This is a genomic window from Pseudomonas schmalbachii (assembly GCF_017589465.1).
Taxonomy (GTDB): domain Bacteria; phylum Pseudomonadota; class Gammaproteobacteria; order Pseudomonadales; family Pseudomonadaceae; genus Pseudomonas; species Pseudomonas schmalbachii.
This window is the reverse complement of sequence record NZ_JAELYA010000008.1, coordinates 161,527-181,326: the sequence shown is the minus strand read 5'-3', so window position 1 is coordinate 181,326 and position 19,800 is coordinate 161,527. Positions and strand designations below refer to the sequence as shown.

General features: G+C 57.2%; 11 protein-coding genes. 4 read left to right on the top strand and 7 right to left on the bottom strand.

Annotated elements, in window-relative coordinates; all coding sequences use genetic code 11:
• Positions 1-19: 19 nt before the first annotated feature.
• Positions 20-1,024 carry an ArsJ-associated glyceraldehyde-3-phosphate dehydrogenase gene (locus tag JFY56_RS19740; protein ID WP_208315751.1) on the top strand — a complete coding sequence of 335 codons (1,005 nt, stop codon included), beginning with the start codon at positions 20-22 and terminating at the stop codon, positions 1,022-1,024.
• Between the two features lie 9 nt (positions 1,025-1,033).
• Entirely contained in the window at positions 1,034-2,266 is a 1,233-nt protein-coding gene (gene arsJ, locus JFY56_RS19735) for an organoarsenical effux MFS transporter ArsJ (RefSeq protein WP_208315750.1), read from the top strand.
• A gap of 23 nt (positions 2,267-2,289) precedes the next feature.
• Here arsJ and JFY56_RS19730 read toward each other — a convergent pair whose 3' ends face one another.
• The 5 genes from JFY56_RS19730 to JFY56_RS19705 all read right to left on the bottom strand — a co-directional run bounded on the left by JFY56_RS19730 (position 2,290) and on the right by JFY56_RS19705 (position 7,665).
• Positions 2,290-3,366, bottom strand: coding sequence for an ArsO family NAD(P)H-dependent flavin-containing monooxygenase (locus tag JFY56_RS19730; RefSeq protein WP_236032897.1), 1,077 nt, complete (start codon positions 3,364-3,366; stop codon positions 2,290-2,292).
• A 138-nt stretch (positions 3,367-3,504) separates the two neighbouring features.
• Positions 3,505-4,365 (bottom strand): hypothetical protein, encoded by an 861-nt coding sequence (locus tag JFY56_RS19725; RefSeq protein WP_236032896.1) that lies wholly within the window; start codon positions 4,363-4,365, stop codon positions 3,505-3,507.
• Positions 4,362-6,806: a hypothetical protein gene (locus JFY56_RS24460; protein WP_236032895.1), complete on the bottom strand. Its 2,445-nt coding sequence runs from the start codon at positions 6,804-6,806 to the stop codon at positions 4,362-4,364. Before JFY56_RS24460 ends, JFY56_RS19725 begins: the two co-directional genes overlap by 4 nt.
• A gap of 3 nt (positions 6,807-6,809) precedes the next feature.
• Complete coding sequence (locus JFY56_RS19710; RefSeq protein ID WP_208315748.1) at positions 6,810-7,283, bottom strand: hypothetical protein; 474 nt, start codon at positions 7,281-7,283, stop codon at positions 6,810-6,812.
• A gap of 106 nt (positions 7,284-7,389) precedes the next feature.
• Positions 7,390-7,665, bottom strand: a complete 276-nt coding sequence (locus JFY56_RS19705; protein WP_034030906.1) for a hypothetical protein — start codon at positions 7,663-7,665, stop codon at positions 7,390-7,392.
• A 202-nt stretch (positions 7,666-7,867) separates the two neighbouring features.
• On the opposite strand from JFY56_RS19705, the gene JFY56_RS19700 reads away from it, so the two are divergent.
• Together JFY56_RS19700 and JFY56_RS19695 are read left to right on the top strand one after the other, a co-directional pair.
• Positions 7,868-8,263: a DUF2384 domain-containing protein gene (locus JFY56_RS19700; RefSeq protein ID WP_208315747.1), complete on the top strand. Its 396-nt coding sequence runs from the start codon at positions 7,868-7,870 to the stop codon at positions 8,261-8,263.
• 134 nt (positions 8,264-8,397) lie between these two features.
• Positions 8,398-9,927 (top strand): Fic family protein, encoded by a 1,530-nt coding sequence (locus JFY56_RS19695; protein WP_208315746.1) that lies wholly within the window; start codon positions 8,398-8,400, stop codon positions 9,925-9,927.
• A 170-nt stretch (positions 9,928-10,097) separates the two neighbouring features.
• On the opposite strand, the gene JFY56_RS19690 is transcribed toward JFY56_RS19695, so the two are convergent.
• The gene (locus tag JFY56_RS19690) at positions 10,098-16,433 is read right to left on the bottom strand and encodes a DEAD/DEAH box helicase (RefSeq protein WP_208315745.1); all 6,336 of its coding nucleotides are present in this window, start codon (positions 16,431-16,433) and stop codon (positions 10,098-10,100) included.
• Positions 16,426-19,761, bottom strand: coding sequence for an STY4851/ECs_5259 family protein (locus JFY56_RS19685; protein WP_208315744.1), 3,336 nt, complete (start codon positions 19,759-19,761; stop codon positions 16,426-16,428). The genes JFY56_RS19690 and JFY56_RS19685 overlap by 8 nt, the downstream gene beginning before the upstream one ends.
• Positions 19,762-19,800 lie beyond the last annotated feature (39 nt).

Here is a 19,800-nt window from a genome sequence, read left to right as displayed (position 1 = left end):
GCTACGCGAGAACAACAACATGGCAATCAAAGTAGGCATCAATGGGTTTGGCCGCATCGGTCGCTTGGCGCTGCGCGCGTCCTGGGACTGGCCAGAGTTCGAGTTTGTGCAGATCAATGACCCGGCCGGCGACGCCGAGACCCATGCCCACCTGATCAACTTCGACTCGGTCCACGGCCGCTGGCACCGTGAAGCCCATGCAGAAGGCGACGCGGTAGTGATCGCGGGCAAGCGCATCAAGGTCACCGCGAACAAGACCATCGCCGACACCGACTGGTCGGGCTGCGACCTGGTCATCGAGGCCAGCGGCAAGATGAAATCGGTAGCCGTGCTCCAGGCGTATCTGGATCAGGGTGTCAAACGTGTGGTGGTCTGCGCTCCAGTGAAGGAGAAAGGCGCACTGAACGTGGTGATGGGCGTCAACCAGCACCTGTTCGACCCGGCGCAGCATCGCATCGTTACCGCCGCCTCGTGCACTACCAACTGCCTGGCCCCGGTGGTCAAGGTGATTCACGAGAACCTGGGCATCCGCCACGGATCGATCACCACCATCCACGACCTCACCAACACCCAGAGCATCCTCGATACGCCGCACAAGGACCTGCGCCGCGCCCGAGCCTCGGGCATGAGCCTGATCCCGACCACCACGGGCTCGGCTACTGCGATTGCAGAGATCTTCCCCGAGCTGCGCGGCAAGTTGAATGGTCACGCCGTGCGCGTACCGCTGGCCAACGCCTCGCTGACCGACTGCGTGTTCGAAGTGGAGCGCGAAACAACAGCTGAAGAGGTCAACGCGCTGCTGAAGGCTGCGGCCGAAGGCCCGTTGAAAGACATCCTGGGCTACGAAGAGCGCCCCTTGGTGTCCATCGACTACCGCACCGATCCGCGCTCCTCGATCATCGACGCGCTGTCGACATTGGTGGTCAATGGCACCCAGGTGAAGCTCTACGCCTGGTATGACAACGAATGGGGCTACGCCAACCGTGCTGCGGAACTGGCCCGCTTGGTCGGCGCAGCGGAGTAAACAGCGATCATGAAGGCGTTGTCAGCCCTGTCTGCGGAAGTGCGTCAGTACCTGCTGGTTACCGGCAACTACTGGGCCTTCACCCTTACCGACGGCGCATTACGCATGTTGGTGGTACTGCACTTCCATTCGCTGGGCTACACGCCGCTGCAGATCGCCGCGCTGTTCCTGTTCTACGAAGTGTTCGGCGTGATCACTAACCTGGTGGGTGGCTACCTCGGCGCCCGCCTAGGGCTCAACCGCACCATGAACATCGGCTTGGGCATGCAGGTCTTTGCACTGCTGATGCTCACGGTGCCGGCAGCCTGGCTGACGGTACCGTGGGTGATGGCCGCCCAGGCGCTGTCCGGCATCGCCAAGGACCTGAACAAGATGAGCGCCAAGAGCTCCATCAAGCTCCTGGTACCGGACAGCCAACAGGGGACGCTCTACAAATGGGTGGCCATCCTGACGGGCTCGAAGAACGCGCTCAAAGGTGTGGGCTTTTTCCTCGGCGGAGCATTGCTCGCGTTGCTCGGCTTCACCCTGGCGGTGCTGGCCATGGCGGCTGTATTGGCCCTGATCTGGATCGGCAGTCTGGTGCTGCTGAAAAAGGACTTGGGTAAAGCCAAGGCCAAACCCAAATTCCGCGACATGCTGTCCAAGAGCCGAGCCATCAACATCCTCTCGGCCGCACGGTTGTTTCTCTTCGGTGCCCGGGACGTCTGGTTCGTCGTGGCGCTGCCGGTGTACCTGAGCACCGCATTTGGCTGGGACTTCTGGCTGGTCGGCGGCTTTCTCGCCGCGTGGATCATTGGCTACGGCATCGTCCAGTCGTTTGCTCCTCACATCACCGGCAAGAAGCGTGGTCATGTGCCCGACGGCCGAGCGGCATTTATCTGGGCTCTCGCCCTGGCCGGACTGCCTGCGCTTATTGCCGTGGGCCTATCAGCAGGCTGGTCGGCGCAGGTGGTGTTGCTCGGTGGGCTGATGCTGTTCGGCGTGCTGTTCGCGGTGAACTCCTCGTTGCACAGCTACCTGATTGTCAGCTATGCCAAGGAAGATGGGGTCTCGCTGGACGTAGGCTTCTACTACATGTCCAACGCCTTGGGGCGGCTGGTCGGGACACTGCTGTCAGGCTGGGTGTTCCAAGCCTACGGTTTGCAGGCCTGCCTGTGGGTTTCGAGCATTTTCGTACTGGCTGCCGCGCTCATCTCGATCGGGTTGCCCAGACACAGCGAAATGGCGCAGCAGACCCACTGATCACGGAGGGAGAGCGGAGGCACTCAAGCCTCCGCTTTCACCAGAAACTGCTCGATCTCAGCGACAGTGCTGCGGGCTGTGCGCGTCACGCCGATCAAGGTCGCGGATGCAGAGCCTGTCCACTCGCCATAACCCACTAGCCAAAGGCCAGGCTCATTCACTGCCCGTGTACCTGAAACTTCGACGCGACCGTCACCAGTGACTACCCCGAGGCTGGCCAAGTGCCCAAGCGCCGGCTTGAATCCGGTGCACCAAATCACCGCATCGACTGCAGTCTCCGAGCCGTCCGCCCAGACCACACCGTCGGGGGTGAAACGAACGAAAGGCCGCACAGCATGCAGAACGTCTCGCTCACGCGCCTCGACCACAGGCGGGACCATCACGATATCGCCCAGCCCACCGACTGGCTGCTCAATGACACGGCCCTCCATCTGCGCTTTCCAGCGCTCTGTTGCCCGTTCGAACAGCACTCGACCATCCACATCATCAGGCAAGAAGAGTGGCTCGGTGGGCGTTACCCAGGTCGCATCCGCTACTTGGGAAACCTCTGCGAGAATCTGGGCCCCGGAGTTGCCACCACCGACGACCAGGACCCGCTTACCCGAGAACGCCTGCGGCTCAACATAGTGAGCTGAATGCAGCTGCTGGCCACGGAACAGTTCGGCACCGGGATAAGCAGGGATATTGGGGTTGCTCCAGGTGCCGGTGGCACTGACCACTGCTTTGGCATCCCAGTACCCACGCTGAGAATGAACACGCAATGCACCGCCGAGGCGCTCGACGGAGGTGACACGCACTGGCCGCTCAATATTGAACTGATAGCGCGCCTCGTAGCGGCTCAGGTAGTCGATGACATGCTCGCGTGAGGGATAGCCATCCTGAACAGGCGGCATCATCCAGCCGGGAATGGAACTCCAGGTGGCCGGCGAGAAGAGACGAAGGGAATTCCAGCCATGTCGCCAAGCTCCGCCGGGCGCATCTTCGGCATCGAGCATGACGTACGAAAGCCCGGTGCGGCGAAGGAAATAGGCAGTTGCCAAAGCCGCTTGCCCACCGCCAATGATGACTACATCCCACACCCGCTCTGCATGAGCTGTCATTCCAACCCCCTTCGAAACAGTGATGGGGTACATCTTTTCAGAAAGCTGAGCTCATTTCTAACCAAAGCCCTGCCGAGCTCAGGCGCACCTGGTGGCGCTGAACGCAAACGACTGGTCAAGTCGAATGCAATTGGGTGGTCAAGTCGAATGCAAACAGGTGGTCAATTGAATGCAATTACCCACCAGGATTTGCGGCAGGCGCAATTGCATCTGCATTCGCAGCAAATCCAGCAGCTCCGTCAGGCTGGTCGGCAGATCCCGCTTCGATACACAGGACCTCCCGAGAAACGCTCGAACACACTTGAGCGCGGTTTCGCTACGCTTCAACCGAGCGTCCATTTTTCGCATATCGTCCGAACAACGGATCAACAGAGCTAGCGTGGCTGGGTCCGGGAACCATTGCCGGTATTCCGCCTGCGCCTTGCCGCGAATGGAGAGCGGCAGTCTTAGTTCCGGAACGCCTGCGATCCACTCGATTCGCTCCGGGGCCACCTCGACCAGAGCATTCAGTTGAGCAATGTCCATCAGGCCGCCGCCATAGGCCGCACTCATCAATAGCAGGCCGATGCGCTCCTCTGGGCGGAACGAATCGAGATCCAGCCTCAATCCCTGCTGCAGTACATTGAGCAGTTGGCGACTTCTGCGTAGTCGTTCGGCCGTGTAGATGTCGGGGTTGATCGGGTTCGCTGGGCGTTCGACGGCAATGGCGATACGGGCCAATGGGAACCCTGGAACCTGCCTTCTGAGTCGTTGGGTGATGCTGCGCAGCATGTTCCGTAGCGCGTGATTCGTACCAAGCTGCGCCTCCAGTTCACGCACGTGCTCGACCGACACCTCGCGCATGGAACACTTTCCCAATAACCACTGCCCCAGCGGCACTCCGGACACCTCGGCTATCGTTTTCAGGCGCTCCCGCAGCTCCGGTTTCCAATCCGGCTCATGATCACCAGCAGCCCATAGGTACTCGACCTGTTGATTGTCCAAACGGGTCACATTCATTCCGCTACCCACGGGCTGCCAAGCGCAAACCAGCCCAGATCTTTCAGCAGTCGAGTAATCCACTCACCGACTACCGCTGTGTAAGCCAACGGACAGAACGATGAATATGCATCCTGCGGCTCCTCCCCTCGTAGCCAGTGCCCCATATACGCAGCTAAAACCTCAGCGGGGCAGCCGCGTTCCGCCAGTTCCGTTCGGATGAATTTGCGATAGGCGTTGATGCGGTGCGGGATATAGCCAGATACCTGCTCCATATGTTGGCGAATGGTGGCAGGCCTGATCTCCAGACGGCGAATATCGCTTTCACTAGGCGACAGTAAAAAGCCGCTAGACCACCTACCCTCCTCGTCATGCGGCAGATAGCCGATCAAGTGCCGTGTAATAGCCAGACAGTGCTGGAAGTACTGATCTAACTGGCGCCGCAGCATGGCAGGCATACAGATCAGCCGGCTCATGTGCCGGTCATTAGAATCCTTGTCCGACATAGCCCCCATGCCCAGTGCTGAATCGAACTCCTCGATATGTCGCAGAGGATTGCGGATCGCCCGGCAGCCGGTCGAGAGCATGAACATCTGTACGACCCACAGGGTGTAGTGGTTGTGCCAAGCCAGCATGTCGCTGAGACGCCCCGCCGGCTTCTTGCGCAGGACACCTGCCAGGGCTTTCACATTCATCACGACAGTTTCAGGCAGCAGGCAGTGGCTCGCCCCCACTGCTCCGAGCTGAACAATCCCAACCTCTACCGGTTCGTATGCCAACCCGGCACAGGCATAGACCTGCCGGAGCACACGTCTCAGTGACTCCGCATAGATACGGCGCAAATGATTGGCGTCGAATTGCAGGTAGTAGCGTGGCGTTTGGGCAGATGGCACGCAAACTCCAGACAGCATGGACGCAGCAGCCACGTCGTGAGTGTCCGATACGAGTTGGTGGAACAGGTAATTGCGAACCTTGGTCAGAGTGAAACGAGGATCACCCCGGCCCAACAGCCCCAGAACTACCCTGGCCTCGGTTTCAAGTTCCGCTGTCTGATGCGTGAAGACCCGATTGGAAGGGCGTGAGAAACTCCTGAGCAGTACATCGACCAAAGCAGCACTTCCGGCCAGATCGGGCAGGAGAATGCGCAACAGCGCCGGACGAATTCCCATGGTAGGCTGCCAGCGATCGTCACCAACCAAGTCGGGACTACAGACGATCAAACTGAACCGCGCAGGCGCCCCTTTAACCAGCACCAGACCATCTACGCAGTCATCTTCATGCTCCACGACTGTCAGTTGTACGACCTGGGTGGTCGCCTGCCCCAACCACAAGCTGATGTGCAATAACAAGATGGCCTCCATCCGGAGCTGGAGCCCCGAAGGATCCTTGGCCAGGGACAACTCTTGCTGACATGACGCGAACAGGTCGCTGGCACCGAACAGCAGATCCCGCAGTTCCGCCAGGGTGAACTGGGTATACGAGAACGGCAACAATTGCCGACTCCGCACGATATGCGCCTCTATCGCTTGCTGGCTGAGCTTGTCCGCAACGTATGGCCGCTCGCTGCCGTCATCATCCAGAATCCATATCTCGACCGGCGGGCTCAGTTCGTCTGGCGCCAACTCCCCTTCATGGGAATCCGTTGATTCTGCGAGGATGTTGTAATGCCCAGGTAACTGATCAGGATCCTCCGGATCACCCAGCACGAAGCCGCGCGGGTCCTCACTGATAAAGTGACTCAACTCCTGCTTGCCCGCTTTTTTGCGCCGACCTCGGCCACTGCCGCCCCCCGCTCTGGTCGGTGGTTCTTCGCCATGGCTATAGCGAACAAATCGGCTGATAGGGGCAAAAAGCTCCGCGTCCACTGACCTGGACTCACTGGGCGAAAACAGCTGACAGCTCGTCAGGAAATGTTCAGCCGTCCCCCAGATATTCAACTCGGGAGAGATCGAGCAATGACGCAACTCGCACAATCGACGCAGCCCCAGAAATACGGCATAGCGCTGCTGGTACAGATCGACCGAGCCCTGCTGCTGAAACGCGACCAACAGTTGTGCAACCAGGCGTTCATAATCCCGTGCACTCTCGACATCGCGAGGCAGATACCAAAGCGCCGCATATGGAAATCCGTACTTTTTGACTCCCTTGTTAAGCACAGGATTTCTGGAAGGAGCGGGCTCACCCAGCCAGAACAGCTTTCCCAAATCCCGCAAAATCTGGGGTTGCTTTCTCAATGAGATCAGCCACTCACAGGCTTCCCGCCAGACGAGCGGGTCGCAATTCTGGAGCCGAATGGGACTGCCGATATCGGCAGTACGTAGCACTCGTAGCAGCCCTGTCATCATCCGCGGCAGATCAATCAGATCGGGATGGGCATCTACGGCATCGAGAATTGCGCTAATAACCTGGGGAGACTGGCCCTGTTCCGAGGCCAGGCGTAGAAGCTCGCTTCTTCTGCTCACTGATTATCTACCTCCCTGGAGATTGTTGCCCTTGATCGGCTTCACTCCGACAAGTTGGGCAAGATGCGCGTAACTACGATATTCATGAGGCCATCGGGAATTTGCAGGCGCGATATAGGAATAGAGATCACGCACCTGCTGCGCAGTAATACGTGCGAGTGCGGGAGCTACCAAGCGCTCCGCGAGTACCAATTGGTGGAGGGAGGTCTTCGTGAGACTCTCTGGCCATATCAGGCATGACACCCGTGTTTCTGGACTGGCATGCGCAGTCAACCAGCGATAAAGAGCCGTTTGGCCAATGCAAAATCGATCCGGGTCACTCACCACCAGCGGGTAGACTCTATTAATCAGGTGAATCAGCGATGAAGGCACCAGCGCCCGATCCGAAAGCTCTATCGGCGCAAGGTCAAGTTCCCGCTCCACGCGGGCAAAATCGGGATGAACACCATGTATATCGGCAAGTGCAAGTTCCAGCATGCGTAAGACTCCACTACTTGGTCCTTTTACCTAATAGTGGGAAGACAGTGCCCCAATCCGGCAGCCATGTCGGATTTAGCATGCGAAACTCGCCGGTCCGTGAATTTCACTGGGCCACGACTGTGGCAATCCAGGCTGCGCCGATAGCTCCTCCCAAGTACCCCATCAGCACCAGCAGCATCAGCTCGGCCCTCCGCGGTTCACCAAGCCGCCTCAACACCCGGACGAGAGCCAGAGTGGGTACGATAGATAAAAGTCCCCAGCATATCGCTGGCTCTGGCAGTTCTAGCAACCCCACCATGGACCACAGGGACAACTCAATCGTCAGCCAGAGTGCGTAGGGACGCCATATCGCCCCTTCCACCGAATTGAATGTATTCATGTAACCTCCTGAATATCGAGCATCCAAAAGCTTCTGCAGAAAAGAGTACCCTTCAAAGTAAAAAATTCAACTCAGAACGCACACAGAAAAACAAAAAACAGACATTCAGGAATGAAATACCCTATCAATTCGCAACAGACTTTCGCATGCTAAATTAAACCTTAAAAATCTTAGTTGAAATTAAGACATACCGGAGTGTCAGATGCCCATCAAACCCGATATTGAAATTCCTCCGACGGATTTCCAGGCCCTGATAGAGCGTATATCTACTGAGAGCCGTGCGAGCTTTTCTCCAGAGCTTTACATGGAAGTGTTTGCCATGGATGAACAAACATTTTCCCGTCTCACCCACGTACCCCCCAATGCTCTCAGAACGACCTCCGAGTCAGAGAGGATCCAAGACTACATTCGGAGCACCCTCCGCGTGCTTCGCGCTGTCGCGGACACAGGAACTGACATTGGCAAAGCCATCTACTGGCTCAGGAACGTGCACTTGTCGACATTCAACGATAAAACAGCCGAAGAGATGGTCAGTGAGGGCCGGACAGCACAACTGATCGACTACCTGCACTCATGGGAGGCGGGGGCCCAAGGATGACCTTGCATGCTCTTCTGCACGAACCTCCAAATGCAGCAGAGCGAGCATGATGACGGTAAAATTTTGTCTATCCACATCCAGATTTTTCAAATAATGTTTGTCCGGTTCAAAAAATCTTTAGCCAGGAGCACAGAATGGAGAGCCCATTTGTCGGCTATGCCTTTCTGGTCAAAACCCTAAAGCTGAAAGTCTTCCCGATTCAGCGTCCTGCAGTGATCAGGCCCGTTACACGGATTGAGCCGTTGGGCCGCGAACTCGCCGTACCCCAGCGTCTCGCCCCACCACCAGGCGACTGTTGTGCTCATGTCCTGTTCGCCCTGAAACATGAGGGGGTCAACCTGGGCGTGCTGGCCCAGGCATTGCCACAGATCCCTGCCGCCACCATGCTGGCAGAGCTTCGCAAGGCTCCAAGCGGCGCCTATATCCGCAAGGCCTGCTTCCTCTGGGAGGCCTTCAGCGGAACCCGGCTGCCCCATGATGAGAGTCCAAAAGGCGCAGCAACCCTGCTGTTCGACCCGGACCGCTACATCACTGGCCCTGCGCGGCGCGATACCCGCTGGCGGGTGGATTTCAACGGCCTGGGCACACTCCATTACTGCGCTACGGTCGAACGGACACCCGAGATCGAGGCGCTGCTGGCACTGGACATTCTCGGCAAGTCACGTGAGTTCATCGGCTCGCTGCCCGCGGGAATGATGGACAGGGCCCTGAGCTGGGCCTACCTCCACGAAACCCACAACTCCTTCGCCATCGAACGTGAAGCCCCCAGCGCTGACAAGGCCGAGCGCTTCGTCCAGTTGCTGCGGCAGGCCCATGAGCGCCAGCCGCTGACCGAGGACTACCTGGTCTCGCTGCAGAACAGCACGATCAGCAATCCCTTCGATCGGGCTGTCGCCTTCCGCCACGAACAGAATCACCTGAACAACGGCCTGCGCGGCGCTGCGGGCGTGACCTATGTTCCTCCACCTCCCGAGCTATGCCGAGACCTGATGGAAGAACTGATGCAGTTCGCCAACGAAGCGCCCATGCAGATCGATCCGCTGGTCGCCGCCGGTATCATCTCGTTCGGTTTCGTCTTCCTGCACCCGTTCATGGATGGCAACGGCCGCCTGTCCCGGTTCCTGATTCATCAAGCGCTATGCCGAAGCGGTGCCATGAGCCATGGCCTGCTGCTGCCCGTCTCTGTAGCGATGAAGCGCGAGGAACAGCGCTATCTCGAAGCACTGCAAAGCTTCTCGCGCCCTGCTCGCGAGTTCTGGCGGGTATTGTGGCTCGATGCGAACAACCTGAGCTTCGAATTCACTGGGAATGAGGGGATCTATCGCTACTGGGATGCTACGGCGTGCGCGGCTTTCACCCTGGAGATGGCCAGGCAGGCGCTGGAAGTCGAACTGCATGAAGAAACCGAGTTTCTCCAAGCCTACGACCAGATATTCAAGGCCGTCGACGTACGCTACGACGTCCGCGGCAGTGACCTGGCGCAACTGGTGATGATGTGCCTGAGTAACAACGGCATCGTCTCGCGCAATCGCCGCAAACAGTTCCAGTACAGCGTCCCCAAAGAGGTGTTCGACTTCATTGAGGAGCGCGCACGGGAAGTATTGACTGAGCAGGCAGCTAAGAAGACACCTTCTGAAAACTCCCCCCACTTGAACTCAGGCTAATGTCCAAGATATCGATTAGAGATGGCTCGACCGCCCAAGACACAGAGCTCTCTTCGTTCAGCAACCATCTGGCCAGTTCCTACCAGACGTGGCTGTTCAGGCGAATAAATCTAGGCAGCAAGCCTACCTCCTCACCGTAAACTAGCTGCCATCCTAAAATAATATTTTTATCAGGCCTTTAGCTCCACCAGCACGTCCGTCGCCCACTTCTGCTCAGAGTTCTGTATCCGTGCGGTTTCAACCACTCTGGCCATGTGCATGAGTTGATCCTGAGCAGCCAGATCAAAGTCAAACCACATGTCGCTATGCGAGCTAAAGCGAACCTGCCAATAGGCCACCCCCTGGTCGAACCGGACCTTCAGCGTCCTGCCGTCTTCAAACTCAAGCTCCAACCTACGGTGATGAGGGATTTCGCGATTCGACGACTCCACAATCAGTTCAACTTGATGCCCAACCATTGCCGACAGCCAATTGCGTGAAAAGAACTCGAAATCGTCCTGATTGGCCCAGTCATCGAAGGCTTTACGACCTTGCAGCCGACCTGATTTGAATAGCGTCTTCACCTGCGCAACCGCATCCGCAGAAATGCGGCTCTTCAGATCTCTTAGAACTGCACCCAGAATCGTAACTACCGCGGGGTTCTGAATGTAACGATCTGAGTAAGTCAGCCTGTTGATCTTCGCAGTCGAAATCACGTCAGCAACTTGCTGATCTCTAGCGCCAAGCAGCTCCCAGAAACGCTCACCGAATTGCAGCAGCGACCCATTGAGTTCCTCGTGGATTGATATGTCGGCGATCGCTACCTTGCCGAAGGAGTCGCTCGTTGCACTGGAAAGATCCATTGCCTGCCAGCCAAGCTCCGGCTGACTTTTCGAGAGTACGACTAGCTCATCGCTTTGATGCCAGCTGCTGCCTGGAACAGTTGCCACGAGGCTGCGCGAGGCCAACGTCACAACCTCGTCCCCTATAAAGGCTTGGGCAACGAGATGCTCACCCGGCTTAGTAATCGCATTCCCGACGTTTACTCCAAGGTCCGACAGGCGCTGGAGATCCTGCACAAGAACCCCATCAGTGATACCTGCCGGGACGAGCAGATCAACAATCAGCTCATCGGCTAGAACATAGGTCTGGATAGCCTTACGGAACTGTGGAGCAAGAAGATCCCACTCCGCCATATCACCAGAGGTCACCAGAGTAATTCTCTCGGCCCCCTCATTGATCAACCGGCGCAGAACGCTCTCAATGCTGCCAGGCGCATACTGGCCATCGGCAAAGGAGAGTTTGTTTTCGGCGGTCAAACCCACGTGATGAATGAAGTCTGGGCCCAGCCAGTCGAGCGCTGCCTTACGATCCAGCTTGTCGTGGTCATGCCGTGTTTGGGAGTCCAACAGGCACTCACTACAGCCAGTTTCACAATGCTTGCAATCGAGCTTCTTCACCATCCCCCGCAGCAGCTCCTCGACATGCAGCGGCGCGCTAGTGGCAAAACCTGCGCCACCGCTGATTACATCGAAAAGCTGAAGGACGCGAATGGACTGTCCACTTGGCAGTTTGCTTGGCCGAGTTGCATAACCCAATTCGGAAGCAGATACGCCCAGTATCTCGGCCAGCGCAGCCCGCAAAGCCACTGCTAGCGTCATGGCAATTGCACTTCCCTGCGCTGAGTCTGCAATGAACTCCCCGCGCACGGGATGGTGCAAGGTGAGTTCAAACACATCAGTAGTAGCTACAGCACCAAGGCTCACACTAGGAAGAATGCTCCCGCTACCCTGGCAGGGAAGGCGCTTGTTGTTCTGATCTTTGTCCTCTTTGGTCGGGCGCGGCGGATAGTGCTCGCCAGACGGTGACAGGTCTCGCGGGAACCCGCTATCCGGCTGCATGGACTCAGCTCGACCACAACTCATGCACAAGGCATAACCTGTTCCGTGCTCACCCGAGCTGTGGTGGAAGACCTTTCCATCCGCACCATAAGCCATTGCCCCAACCGCCGGGTTTGGCAATGGAGTCTTGTTGACGTTGACGAAAACCCAGGCGGTTTCAACTGGGATGAATTTCTGATGCTGGATGTCATTGGAGGCCGACTCATAAGCATCGGTGACAAAACCAGAGGGCTGCAGGACCTTGCGAAGGTTTTGGGGCTTGATGAGTGACTGGCAATCGACATTGCTGCAAGTCAGCTCATCGGTCTTTATCAACCCTTCCTCATAGTCCAGAGCGCCACAGACATCGCAACGCCACGCAATGTCCATTTTCTGCGCTTCTTTGCTATCAGCATTGAGGTTATGCCAGTGCAGGGAAACGCCGGCAGACCTGAACACCCGGCCATCCAGAACGATTTCTGCACCAGGAGCGTACTCGCGAATGGCAATCGACAGATTGCGTGAAGGCAGCCCCTTGTAGCGGGATACGTTGTCCTCGCGATCGTGCTTCAGCTTTTTCCCTGCGTCCTGCTCGCGGATGTAATCCTCAATCGTGAAGTTATCGAAGTTCACCACGTCGGTAGGGAAGCCATAACCAGGCAAGAAGGTACGCGCAGCAAGATCCCGCAACAGGTACTCATTGCAGTGGCGAGCCTTTTCAATCTGGAGACGCTTCAGATAGGGGCTGTTGGCTTTCGCGTGCTTCTCCTCAGAAAGTAAGAAGCGATAGCTCTTCAGCCAACGACTCTGCAGCGGCTTGATCGAGTCGATTGAACGACGGCGCAGCTGGGCCGGGTCCACACCGACCAAAGCTGTGCCTTTCACCAAGTCTTTGAGCGCGTCATCCAAATCGGAGACAACTTGCCCCAGCCGCTCAATGAATCGGTCACATTGTGAGAGACCGTGCTTATCGTCGTAGAACCACTGTGTATTCAGACTGGTTTTCTCAGTCTGAGTGGGCCCGACTACATTGCAGAGAAAGTCCGCCAACAGTAACGAGTTGATGTGCCGTTGTACGAGTCGCTCGGAGTTCAACGCCACCACTGGCGCAGGGATCCTGGTCTCGAACGGCCAACTCGGATTGGCGAAAACCTGTTGATCATGCGGGTTGTTCTTACAAAGCGTGTAGGTAATCGCCCTGGATTCTTTGCTTCGCCCCGCTCGACCGGCACGCTGCAGGTAGTTGGCCGGGTGCGGTGGCACATTGTTCATGACCACAGCGGAAATACCGCCAATATCTACGCCCATCTCCATGGTGGTGGAGCAGTTCAGAACGTTGAGCTGTCCCTTCTTGAACATCTCTTCATAGGAGCCAAGGCGTTCAGAAGACTGCTGGGCCGAGTGCTCCGCCGTACGGTAATAGAAGCCACCCTCCACTGCCCGATCATTGATGTCCGTCCACAGGTTCCGTGCTCTCAGATCACTAACAAGAGGATCATTCGCCACCAGGTTTCTAATTCGCGCCAGTCCCAGCGCATAGTCGTCCTGCGAACGATCAAACTCCCACAGGTTGGGTAGCCCAACCGGGCCTGCCTGATACCCCTTGCGTCGCTCTTCAGTCAACTGAGAGAAATCCAGGTGAGCAGGTAGGTAGGGCGTAAAGCCTTTGAAGGTGGTATCCAACAGCTTGTTGGTAACCGGACAGATGTAAGCCCGATCAACCAACGAGAACAGCATGTGCTCTCTGGGTAGGAAGTATCGGTTTTCGTCAGCCTTCAGCGCCGAGCCCGGTCTGGCCAACTGCAACCAGGCAGCCCTTAGCCAAGCATTGACCAGATCAACGTCGGCCGTGCTGGCCGGGTTCAGGCCAGCACCAAGCAACAACAGTTTGATCAGGCGTTGGGAATGGTTGCCATTGCGGATCTGAGGCCAGCGCTTGACCCGAATCTCATCTGCTTCTTTCGACTCGGGATTACGCAGACTCTTGGCGGAAAAGCGGCTGCCAATCCAACTCAACCACCCTTCATCGACCTGGATATAGCTGTTCTCCCTAACATGAAAGTCCAGCGCCACCTTTAGGAAGTCACGCCAATCATCGAGCGTCAGACCTTTCTGCTCCCAGTACGCCGGCACTTCCTGGACCTTATCCATACCAACGTATCCGACCTTCACCAGCCCTTGGGTTTCCAGGCTGTTCTGCCGTTTTGGGCGACGCATAAACTCGCGGAACAGCAACATCTCCGCCAGCTTGTAGGGGCCATCATTGTCCCTGAAGATCTCGGGCTTCTGATACTTGTTGTAAAGCAGCATCGAGCCTTTCAGGTCCGCCTTCTGCTTGAGCTCATTGGTGAGCTCCGGCCAGGCTAGAGAAACTAGCGTCGGCCTAACTTTCGTTCCAGTAGCTGAAGCTAGCATGGCCGTGAGCCGTGTAACTTTTTCCTCCGCGGCCCTGACTTCGTCCTTGATACCAGCGCTGCGGTATAGCTCTACTTCCGCTTTCGCTTTGGCGATGAATTGTTGCAAGACCGACGGATCGATGCTGCTGGAATCTGCCTGAGAGCTGGCCTGGCTCCGCTGGTGCCAGCTCAAAATCTCCACGACAAGTCCGCGCAACCTGCTGCGCTCCGCCTCCTGTTGCATACGTACAGCCATGCGCGCCGTGCCCTGACGGCTGTCCGTGAAGGTAATTAGCCGACGGCCTCTACCAGGCAGAGACTGCGGACCGTGTTCCGGCGTCTGATCTTCCTCTTGATAGTCTTGACAGTATTCAAGGACTGTCGGCACGGCATTGGCTACATAGAAGGGGCCGCCCAGCATTGCGCGGCGGAAAGGAGAATTCCCATGCAGTCCACTCGATCCACAGCTGTTACGGCTGCACTTGGCATCAAGATCTCTAACCCCAAGCCGTACCCGTTCAGCTGAAACAGATGCGAAGGAACCAGCGAACTTATCGACCTCAACGGGGATGTATGCGCTGCCGGCATTGTCGAACGAGCAAAGCACCAGCGGTGTCTTGGCTGAAAGTATCCCTGAGCCACCAGCCCCCGCATCCTCCTCAACAGGTGTTTCAGTCTGCAGGGAAAATTCATCGCCACCAGAGCTTTCCCACTGGACCAGCTTTCCGTTCTTATCCCGCGCCAGCAGATGCGGCTCATTGCAGTCATTGCAGAACGCCAACTCGAATACCGGGCTGCCACAGCTGCAGGTTTGCCTCTGATTGGCGTAGACATAACCAAAGGGCCAGTTTTGTTGCAGCGCCGTTCCGGACTTTGCTGAGCAGCACTTGTCGAAGCAGGCCCATAACCCGTGAGTAGTGCGCTGGAAGAAGTGCGCCCGCAGCTTCAGAAACGCTGGCTCACTGGCTGAAGGACGAGTGCCTGAACAGACATCCAACCAACGTAGTATTTCGTCCTGCGACAGTGACCACTCACCTTCCTGACGCATCTGGCTGACCATCTCGGTTAGCTTCAACGGCTTGGGGGTGGCCACCAGCAGATTTCTCAGTGCTCGGGCTTGCGGAGAATGGACCAGGGCCTCGTATCGATCCGGATGAACCTCTGGATCGTCCGCAATTACAGGCGGCATGGATTCGAGCGCTTCCAGAGGAACCAGCGTTTGTTGGCAAGGTGCAAGAGGAGGAATGACCCGGTTACCCCCCCAAACATCGATCTGCGTAACCGGCACCCCCGACAGATCCGAGAGAAACTGCTTCAACTGTCCTGCAGCGTCCTCGCCGGCAATGGTCGCCGAGGTCGCCACAAAGCGGACATCCTTAGGCGTCACGCCGAAGGCTGTCATCACCCGTCGCAGCTGCAGTGCCAATTCAGCCGCCTGGGACCCCACGTAAGTGTGAGCCTCGTCCAGAACAATCCAGCGCAGCGATTTCTGCTCTCTGGAGATTCTTACGATGGGCGCATCGACCTGGCGCACCATTATGTATTCGAGCATGGTGCCGTTGGTGACCAGAATGGGCGCCGGTTGCGTACGCATCAGCTCGCGCGACAGAATTTCGTTAGGCTTTTGGCTCTGCTCGCTGCGCACCTTCGCCTGCAACTCCGGTGTGTTGCCGTTGTACAGGCAATAGCGAATGCCGCCTCCAAAGCTCTGAGTCCAGGCACTCAAACGTTCGCGCTGCGAGTTGATCAGAGCGTTAAGTGGATACAGGAACAGCGCCCGAACTCCGACCAGCGGCTGACGACCTGCATCACGGTACTCGCGATAAAGATCCTCCAGCACCGCCACCATAAAGCATTCGGTCTTTCCCGAGCCGGTACCACTGGTGACGACCACTGAATACTTCTTCTCTAGCAACGAGCGCCAGCTGGCCAACTGGTGTGTGAAGGGTTTCCAGCTCGCGCCAAAGCGGTAACGCCCATTCGCCTTACCATCGAGAGAGGCCACGATCTCCTTGCTCAGCAACTGCTCCTTGTTCGTCAGTTGCTCCATGGTGAACGCCGACTCTTCCCAACCAAAGGTCTGCTCGAACAAGGGTGGCGCCAGGAATGCACCCTCTTTCCCGCACTCTGCGCGCATCAGACTTCCCAGGTGCTCACGCAAGCCCGGATCGGTAATGCTCAAGATACTCAAAGTGGACTCAGTGGTACGGGAAAGCGCCTGCTCGACTAGCCCAGAGAAATACTTATCCATTAACCGACTCTGCCTTCTGCATATCCATAACGCTGTTCAACAAGCAATATTGATAGATCGAGTTGAACCACTTCGAATCGAAATCGCGGACCTGGCGTAGGAAGAAAATCGCCTCGACGTCATCCTCAAATACATCCGCAAGCTGGGCTTTCCCACAGGCGACTGCAGCCGCGAACACTGGCAGATAGAGCACCGCCTTGCGGTAATCCATATCCGACGTGAAAGCAATGACCGAGGCACTCTGGTTGCTATACCAACGCTCCAGTCGCTTGCCGCCGAACTCTGGCCACTTGGCCTCACTGCGCTCACGGATCAACTCAAGGTACCAACCCTGCAGAACTCCCTTGAAGACTCCTAGGGGAACCTTGATCTCCGGGCCAACTGGCCGGCCTGCAAGGAACCGCTGCACACTCTGACCGTAGGCCGGAAAGGTCTCCCCCAAGCGCACAAGCATCCGCCCTATCAAAGCATCAACGGCGTCCTCAGCAACGCCCTTCACCTTGAGGAATGCGCTAAAGCGCTTGGTCGCCAGATGGATTTCGGCAACCGGCAGAAACTCCCAAAACAACGGAAACTCAGCCTCCAACCGGTCAAGAAACTTCGCCTCCATCTCAAACTTGAAAAGCGCCATTGCCAACGCGCGAGTGTGTCCTACCAGAGCCTTCCAGACCTCGAAGGTCGCCAGGGGCAAATAGCCGTAGGCCTCATACAAGGCCCGCAGAAACTGCCAGCCACTGTGCATTGGGTTGATCGCCATGGCATCCAGCACGGAGGTGAAGGAGCTGACCGGCGAAGCGTGATCGAAGGTCAACACTGCCTTTTGCAGGCTCTGAATCCCATCGATCTGCATCACAGGCTCCCAGCCTCCGGCAATAAACAGCGGCCGGAATGACACGGACGATCCCAATTTTGGCAACACCAGCCAGGGACCGTCCTTCTCAACCTGTTTCGGCAACTCGAAGTCGCCAGTGGGGACACCTTCACTGGTGCGTGAGTGCAAAACGATGGGGCTGCGCATGGGATCATGCAACAGCATCAACACCGGCTCGGGCATAGCAGCGGCAACATCGCGCAGGTTGGTCGCGTGTAGTATCTGGCGGTCGCAATCCAGTTCCATTTCCGTCACATACTTGCGGATGAGGTAAGAGGCATCCGGACCAACACCGAACACCCGCAACTCGACGACCTGATCAATACCCGACTGCAGCGAAAGCAAGTCGACAATTTGATCCCGAATACTGAAAAGACTGATTTCTAACGGTTTATCTGCAGCGATATAAGTCCAGCTGTAACAGGCGTTCTTGGCCGTATCGCCCCTAAGAGTCAGTTCAAGACCAAAGCGGGAGGGTGCGCCAGCCCGACCAAACAAATACAAGCGCGCTCCCAATAGATCGTCGACGCTGAGGTCGCGCTTCAGCCGTTTGCAACTGTCATCGAAGGCCAGACAACCCGAATGGGGAAACGGTAGATCAATCTCCACCGGATCAGCCAGCAAGCTGGGGGTAACAGAAAGGCGAACCTTGATCGGAGGAAAGGCTTTTGCCGAAAGCCTAAGCTCGGTATGCCCCTCATGCTTGACCTGCTGTACCTGCAGACAGTCGTCATCCACCTGAAGTAAACAACGCTGCCGGGTATACACCAGAATGCTGCCCTGTCCAGGCTTATCACCACTGCGCAGCTCCAGACGGAAATCTGCCGGCAAAATACCCAGCCTACGGCGCAGCAGGGTATCGCCAATGCGATTGCGCACCGATACATACTGCGCGCCGAGCATCTCCTGCAACAGACCGCTTCCCGGCTGCTTGCCGGCAACGTACAGATCACCACCCTGTTGTTGTAGCTCCCCAGCAGCGGTCGGCCACTGCACACGAGGCAAACCGACAAAGGTTAGAGCAGGCTTGGTCGGCCAGCCGATCTGGGCGCCAGCCAGTTCCAGCCCCAAGCCCATGCCAGCCGCATGTCCCGTGCGTATCCGGTAGAGTTCACCACTCTCAATCTGGACCTGCGCCTTGCCCTGAACCTTTACCGTATGCAGCGAAAAAGCTGGTGCCATATCGCTGAAGACGGCTTCCTCGCCCTCTGCAGCTATGCTCAACTTGCCACCGTCGGGCAGCACCAGCAGCAGCTCTTCACCAGCCGTATTGAATGAAGCCTGACCGCACAGCTGCCAGCGATCATTCACTGGCTCGAAACCCAACGGTACTTCGCCAAGGGCCACTGCACTGCCCTCTATCGGCTGGGTGGCGATCAGCATGCCACCAGCCATAGCCACCAGGCTCAGTTGGGCACTGCAATCCCGCCGCTTGCCGATCACCTCACGTAGACGCAGCCGGATATGGGCAACACCGTTGTCGACCACTGCGTAGCCGGGACCAAGCTCAGCAATCACCTGCCCATCTTCGACAATAGCCAGTTCAAAACGGGTAGTAGATGGCTGCGTAGTCAGACGAAACACTACCTCCCCTGGCATCGAGACCTGAACCTTGAGCACATCCGGCTGAGCTTCATGCCAAAAGTGTCGGCATGACCATCCAGTCGCATTCGGGCGTCGCTTTTTGCCCTCGATGGTCGCGCTCTTCAACAGACCATTGAGGAGTTCGCTGCCAGTCTCGTTATCCAATGGCAGAGGGAACAATTCACGCCACTTGGGGTTCAGCGCATCCAGGCGGGCGACAGGCTCATCCACCTGGGACAACCCATAATTCCGTACCAGAGCTACAAGCTCATCGACCATAAGCGCAATCAGTTCGACCGACGTACGCGAGGCAAACACCTGAGGAAGGCTTGCCTTCTCCAGTTGTTGCTCCACCTGCTGAAGGGTGTTGAACCCCAGCAAATGCCACTGGTCGTACTGCTTTAGCAAACGATCAAACAGCGACTGGAAGCGGCTACCTCCCTCTCGCAATACCTGAAAGGGCAAGCCGCCCTCGCTAAACAGAGACCCCAGAAAATCCCGATGACCTGCGTCGTAGAAATGAAGAGGACGCTTCCAGTATCCCTCCAGCCCTTTCGGAATGGCCTTGCTCAGTTCTCCGGGCGACAGGTTGAACCCCAGAGCTTTCCAGATCGGGTCCCAGGTCCAGGCATACTCACTGCGGTACTCGCGGCGATACCACTCCGAACCAAAAAGTACCAAACAGGCACAGGCTGCCGGGTCCTTTAACGCCGCATCAAAGCCCCCCAACTCACGGAGCAAATGCTGCAGCTCTCCGTACTCTTCGAGACTGCAGTGGTACGCATAGAGTCCGCGTTGATCAGGCGCTGAAAGCCCACGGCGCTGGAGAAAGCGACCCAGCCAGGACGAGTACTTGATTACGGAGTACGACATGAAAACCCTCCCTGATGGAATTACCCTTCCCAATCTCTA

Coding starts and splice junctions, on each gene's coding strand:
- JFY56_RS19685 (WP_208315744.1), bottom strand. CDS start 19,761: ATGTCGTACTCCGTAATCAAGTACTCGTCCTGGCTGGGTCGCTTTCTC.
- JFY56_RS19725 (WP_236032896.1), bottom strand. CDS start 4,365: ATGAATGTGACCCGTTTGGACAATCAACAGGTCGAGTACCTATGGGCT.
- JFY56_RS19695 (WP_208315746.1), top strand. CDS start 8,398: ATGGAGAGCCCATTTGTCGGCTATGCCTTTCTGGTCAAAACCCTAAAG.
- JFY56_RS19700 (WP_208315747.1), top strand. CDS start 7,868: ATGCCCATCAAACCCGATATTGAAATTCCTCCGACGGATTTCCAGGCC.
- JFY56_RS19710 (WP_208315748.1), bottom strand. CDS start 7,283: ATGCTGGAACTTGCACTTGCCGATATACATGGTGTTCATCCCGATTTT.
- JFY56_RS19740 (WP_208315751.1), top strand. CDS start 20: ATGGCAATCAAAGTAGGCATCAATGGGTTTGGCCGCATCGGTCGCTTG.
- JFY56_RS19730 (WP_236032897.1), bottom strand. CDS start 3,366: ATGACAGCTCATGCAGAGCGGGTGTGGGATGTAGTCATCATTGGCGGT.
- JFY56_RS19705 (WP_034030906.1), bottom strand. CDS start 7,665: ATGAATACATTCAATTCGGTGGAAGGGGCGATATGGCGTCCCTACGCA.
- JFY56_RS19690 (WP_208315745.1), bottom strand. CDS start 16,433: ATGGATAAGTATTTCTCTGGGCTAGTCGAGCAGGCGCTTTCCCGTACC.
- arsJ (WP_208315750.1), top strand. CDS start 1,034: ATGAAGGCGTTGTCAGCCCTGTCTGCGGAAGTGCGTCAGTACCTGCTG.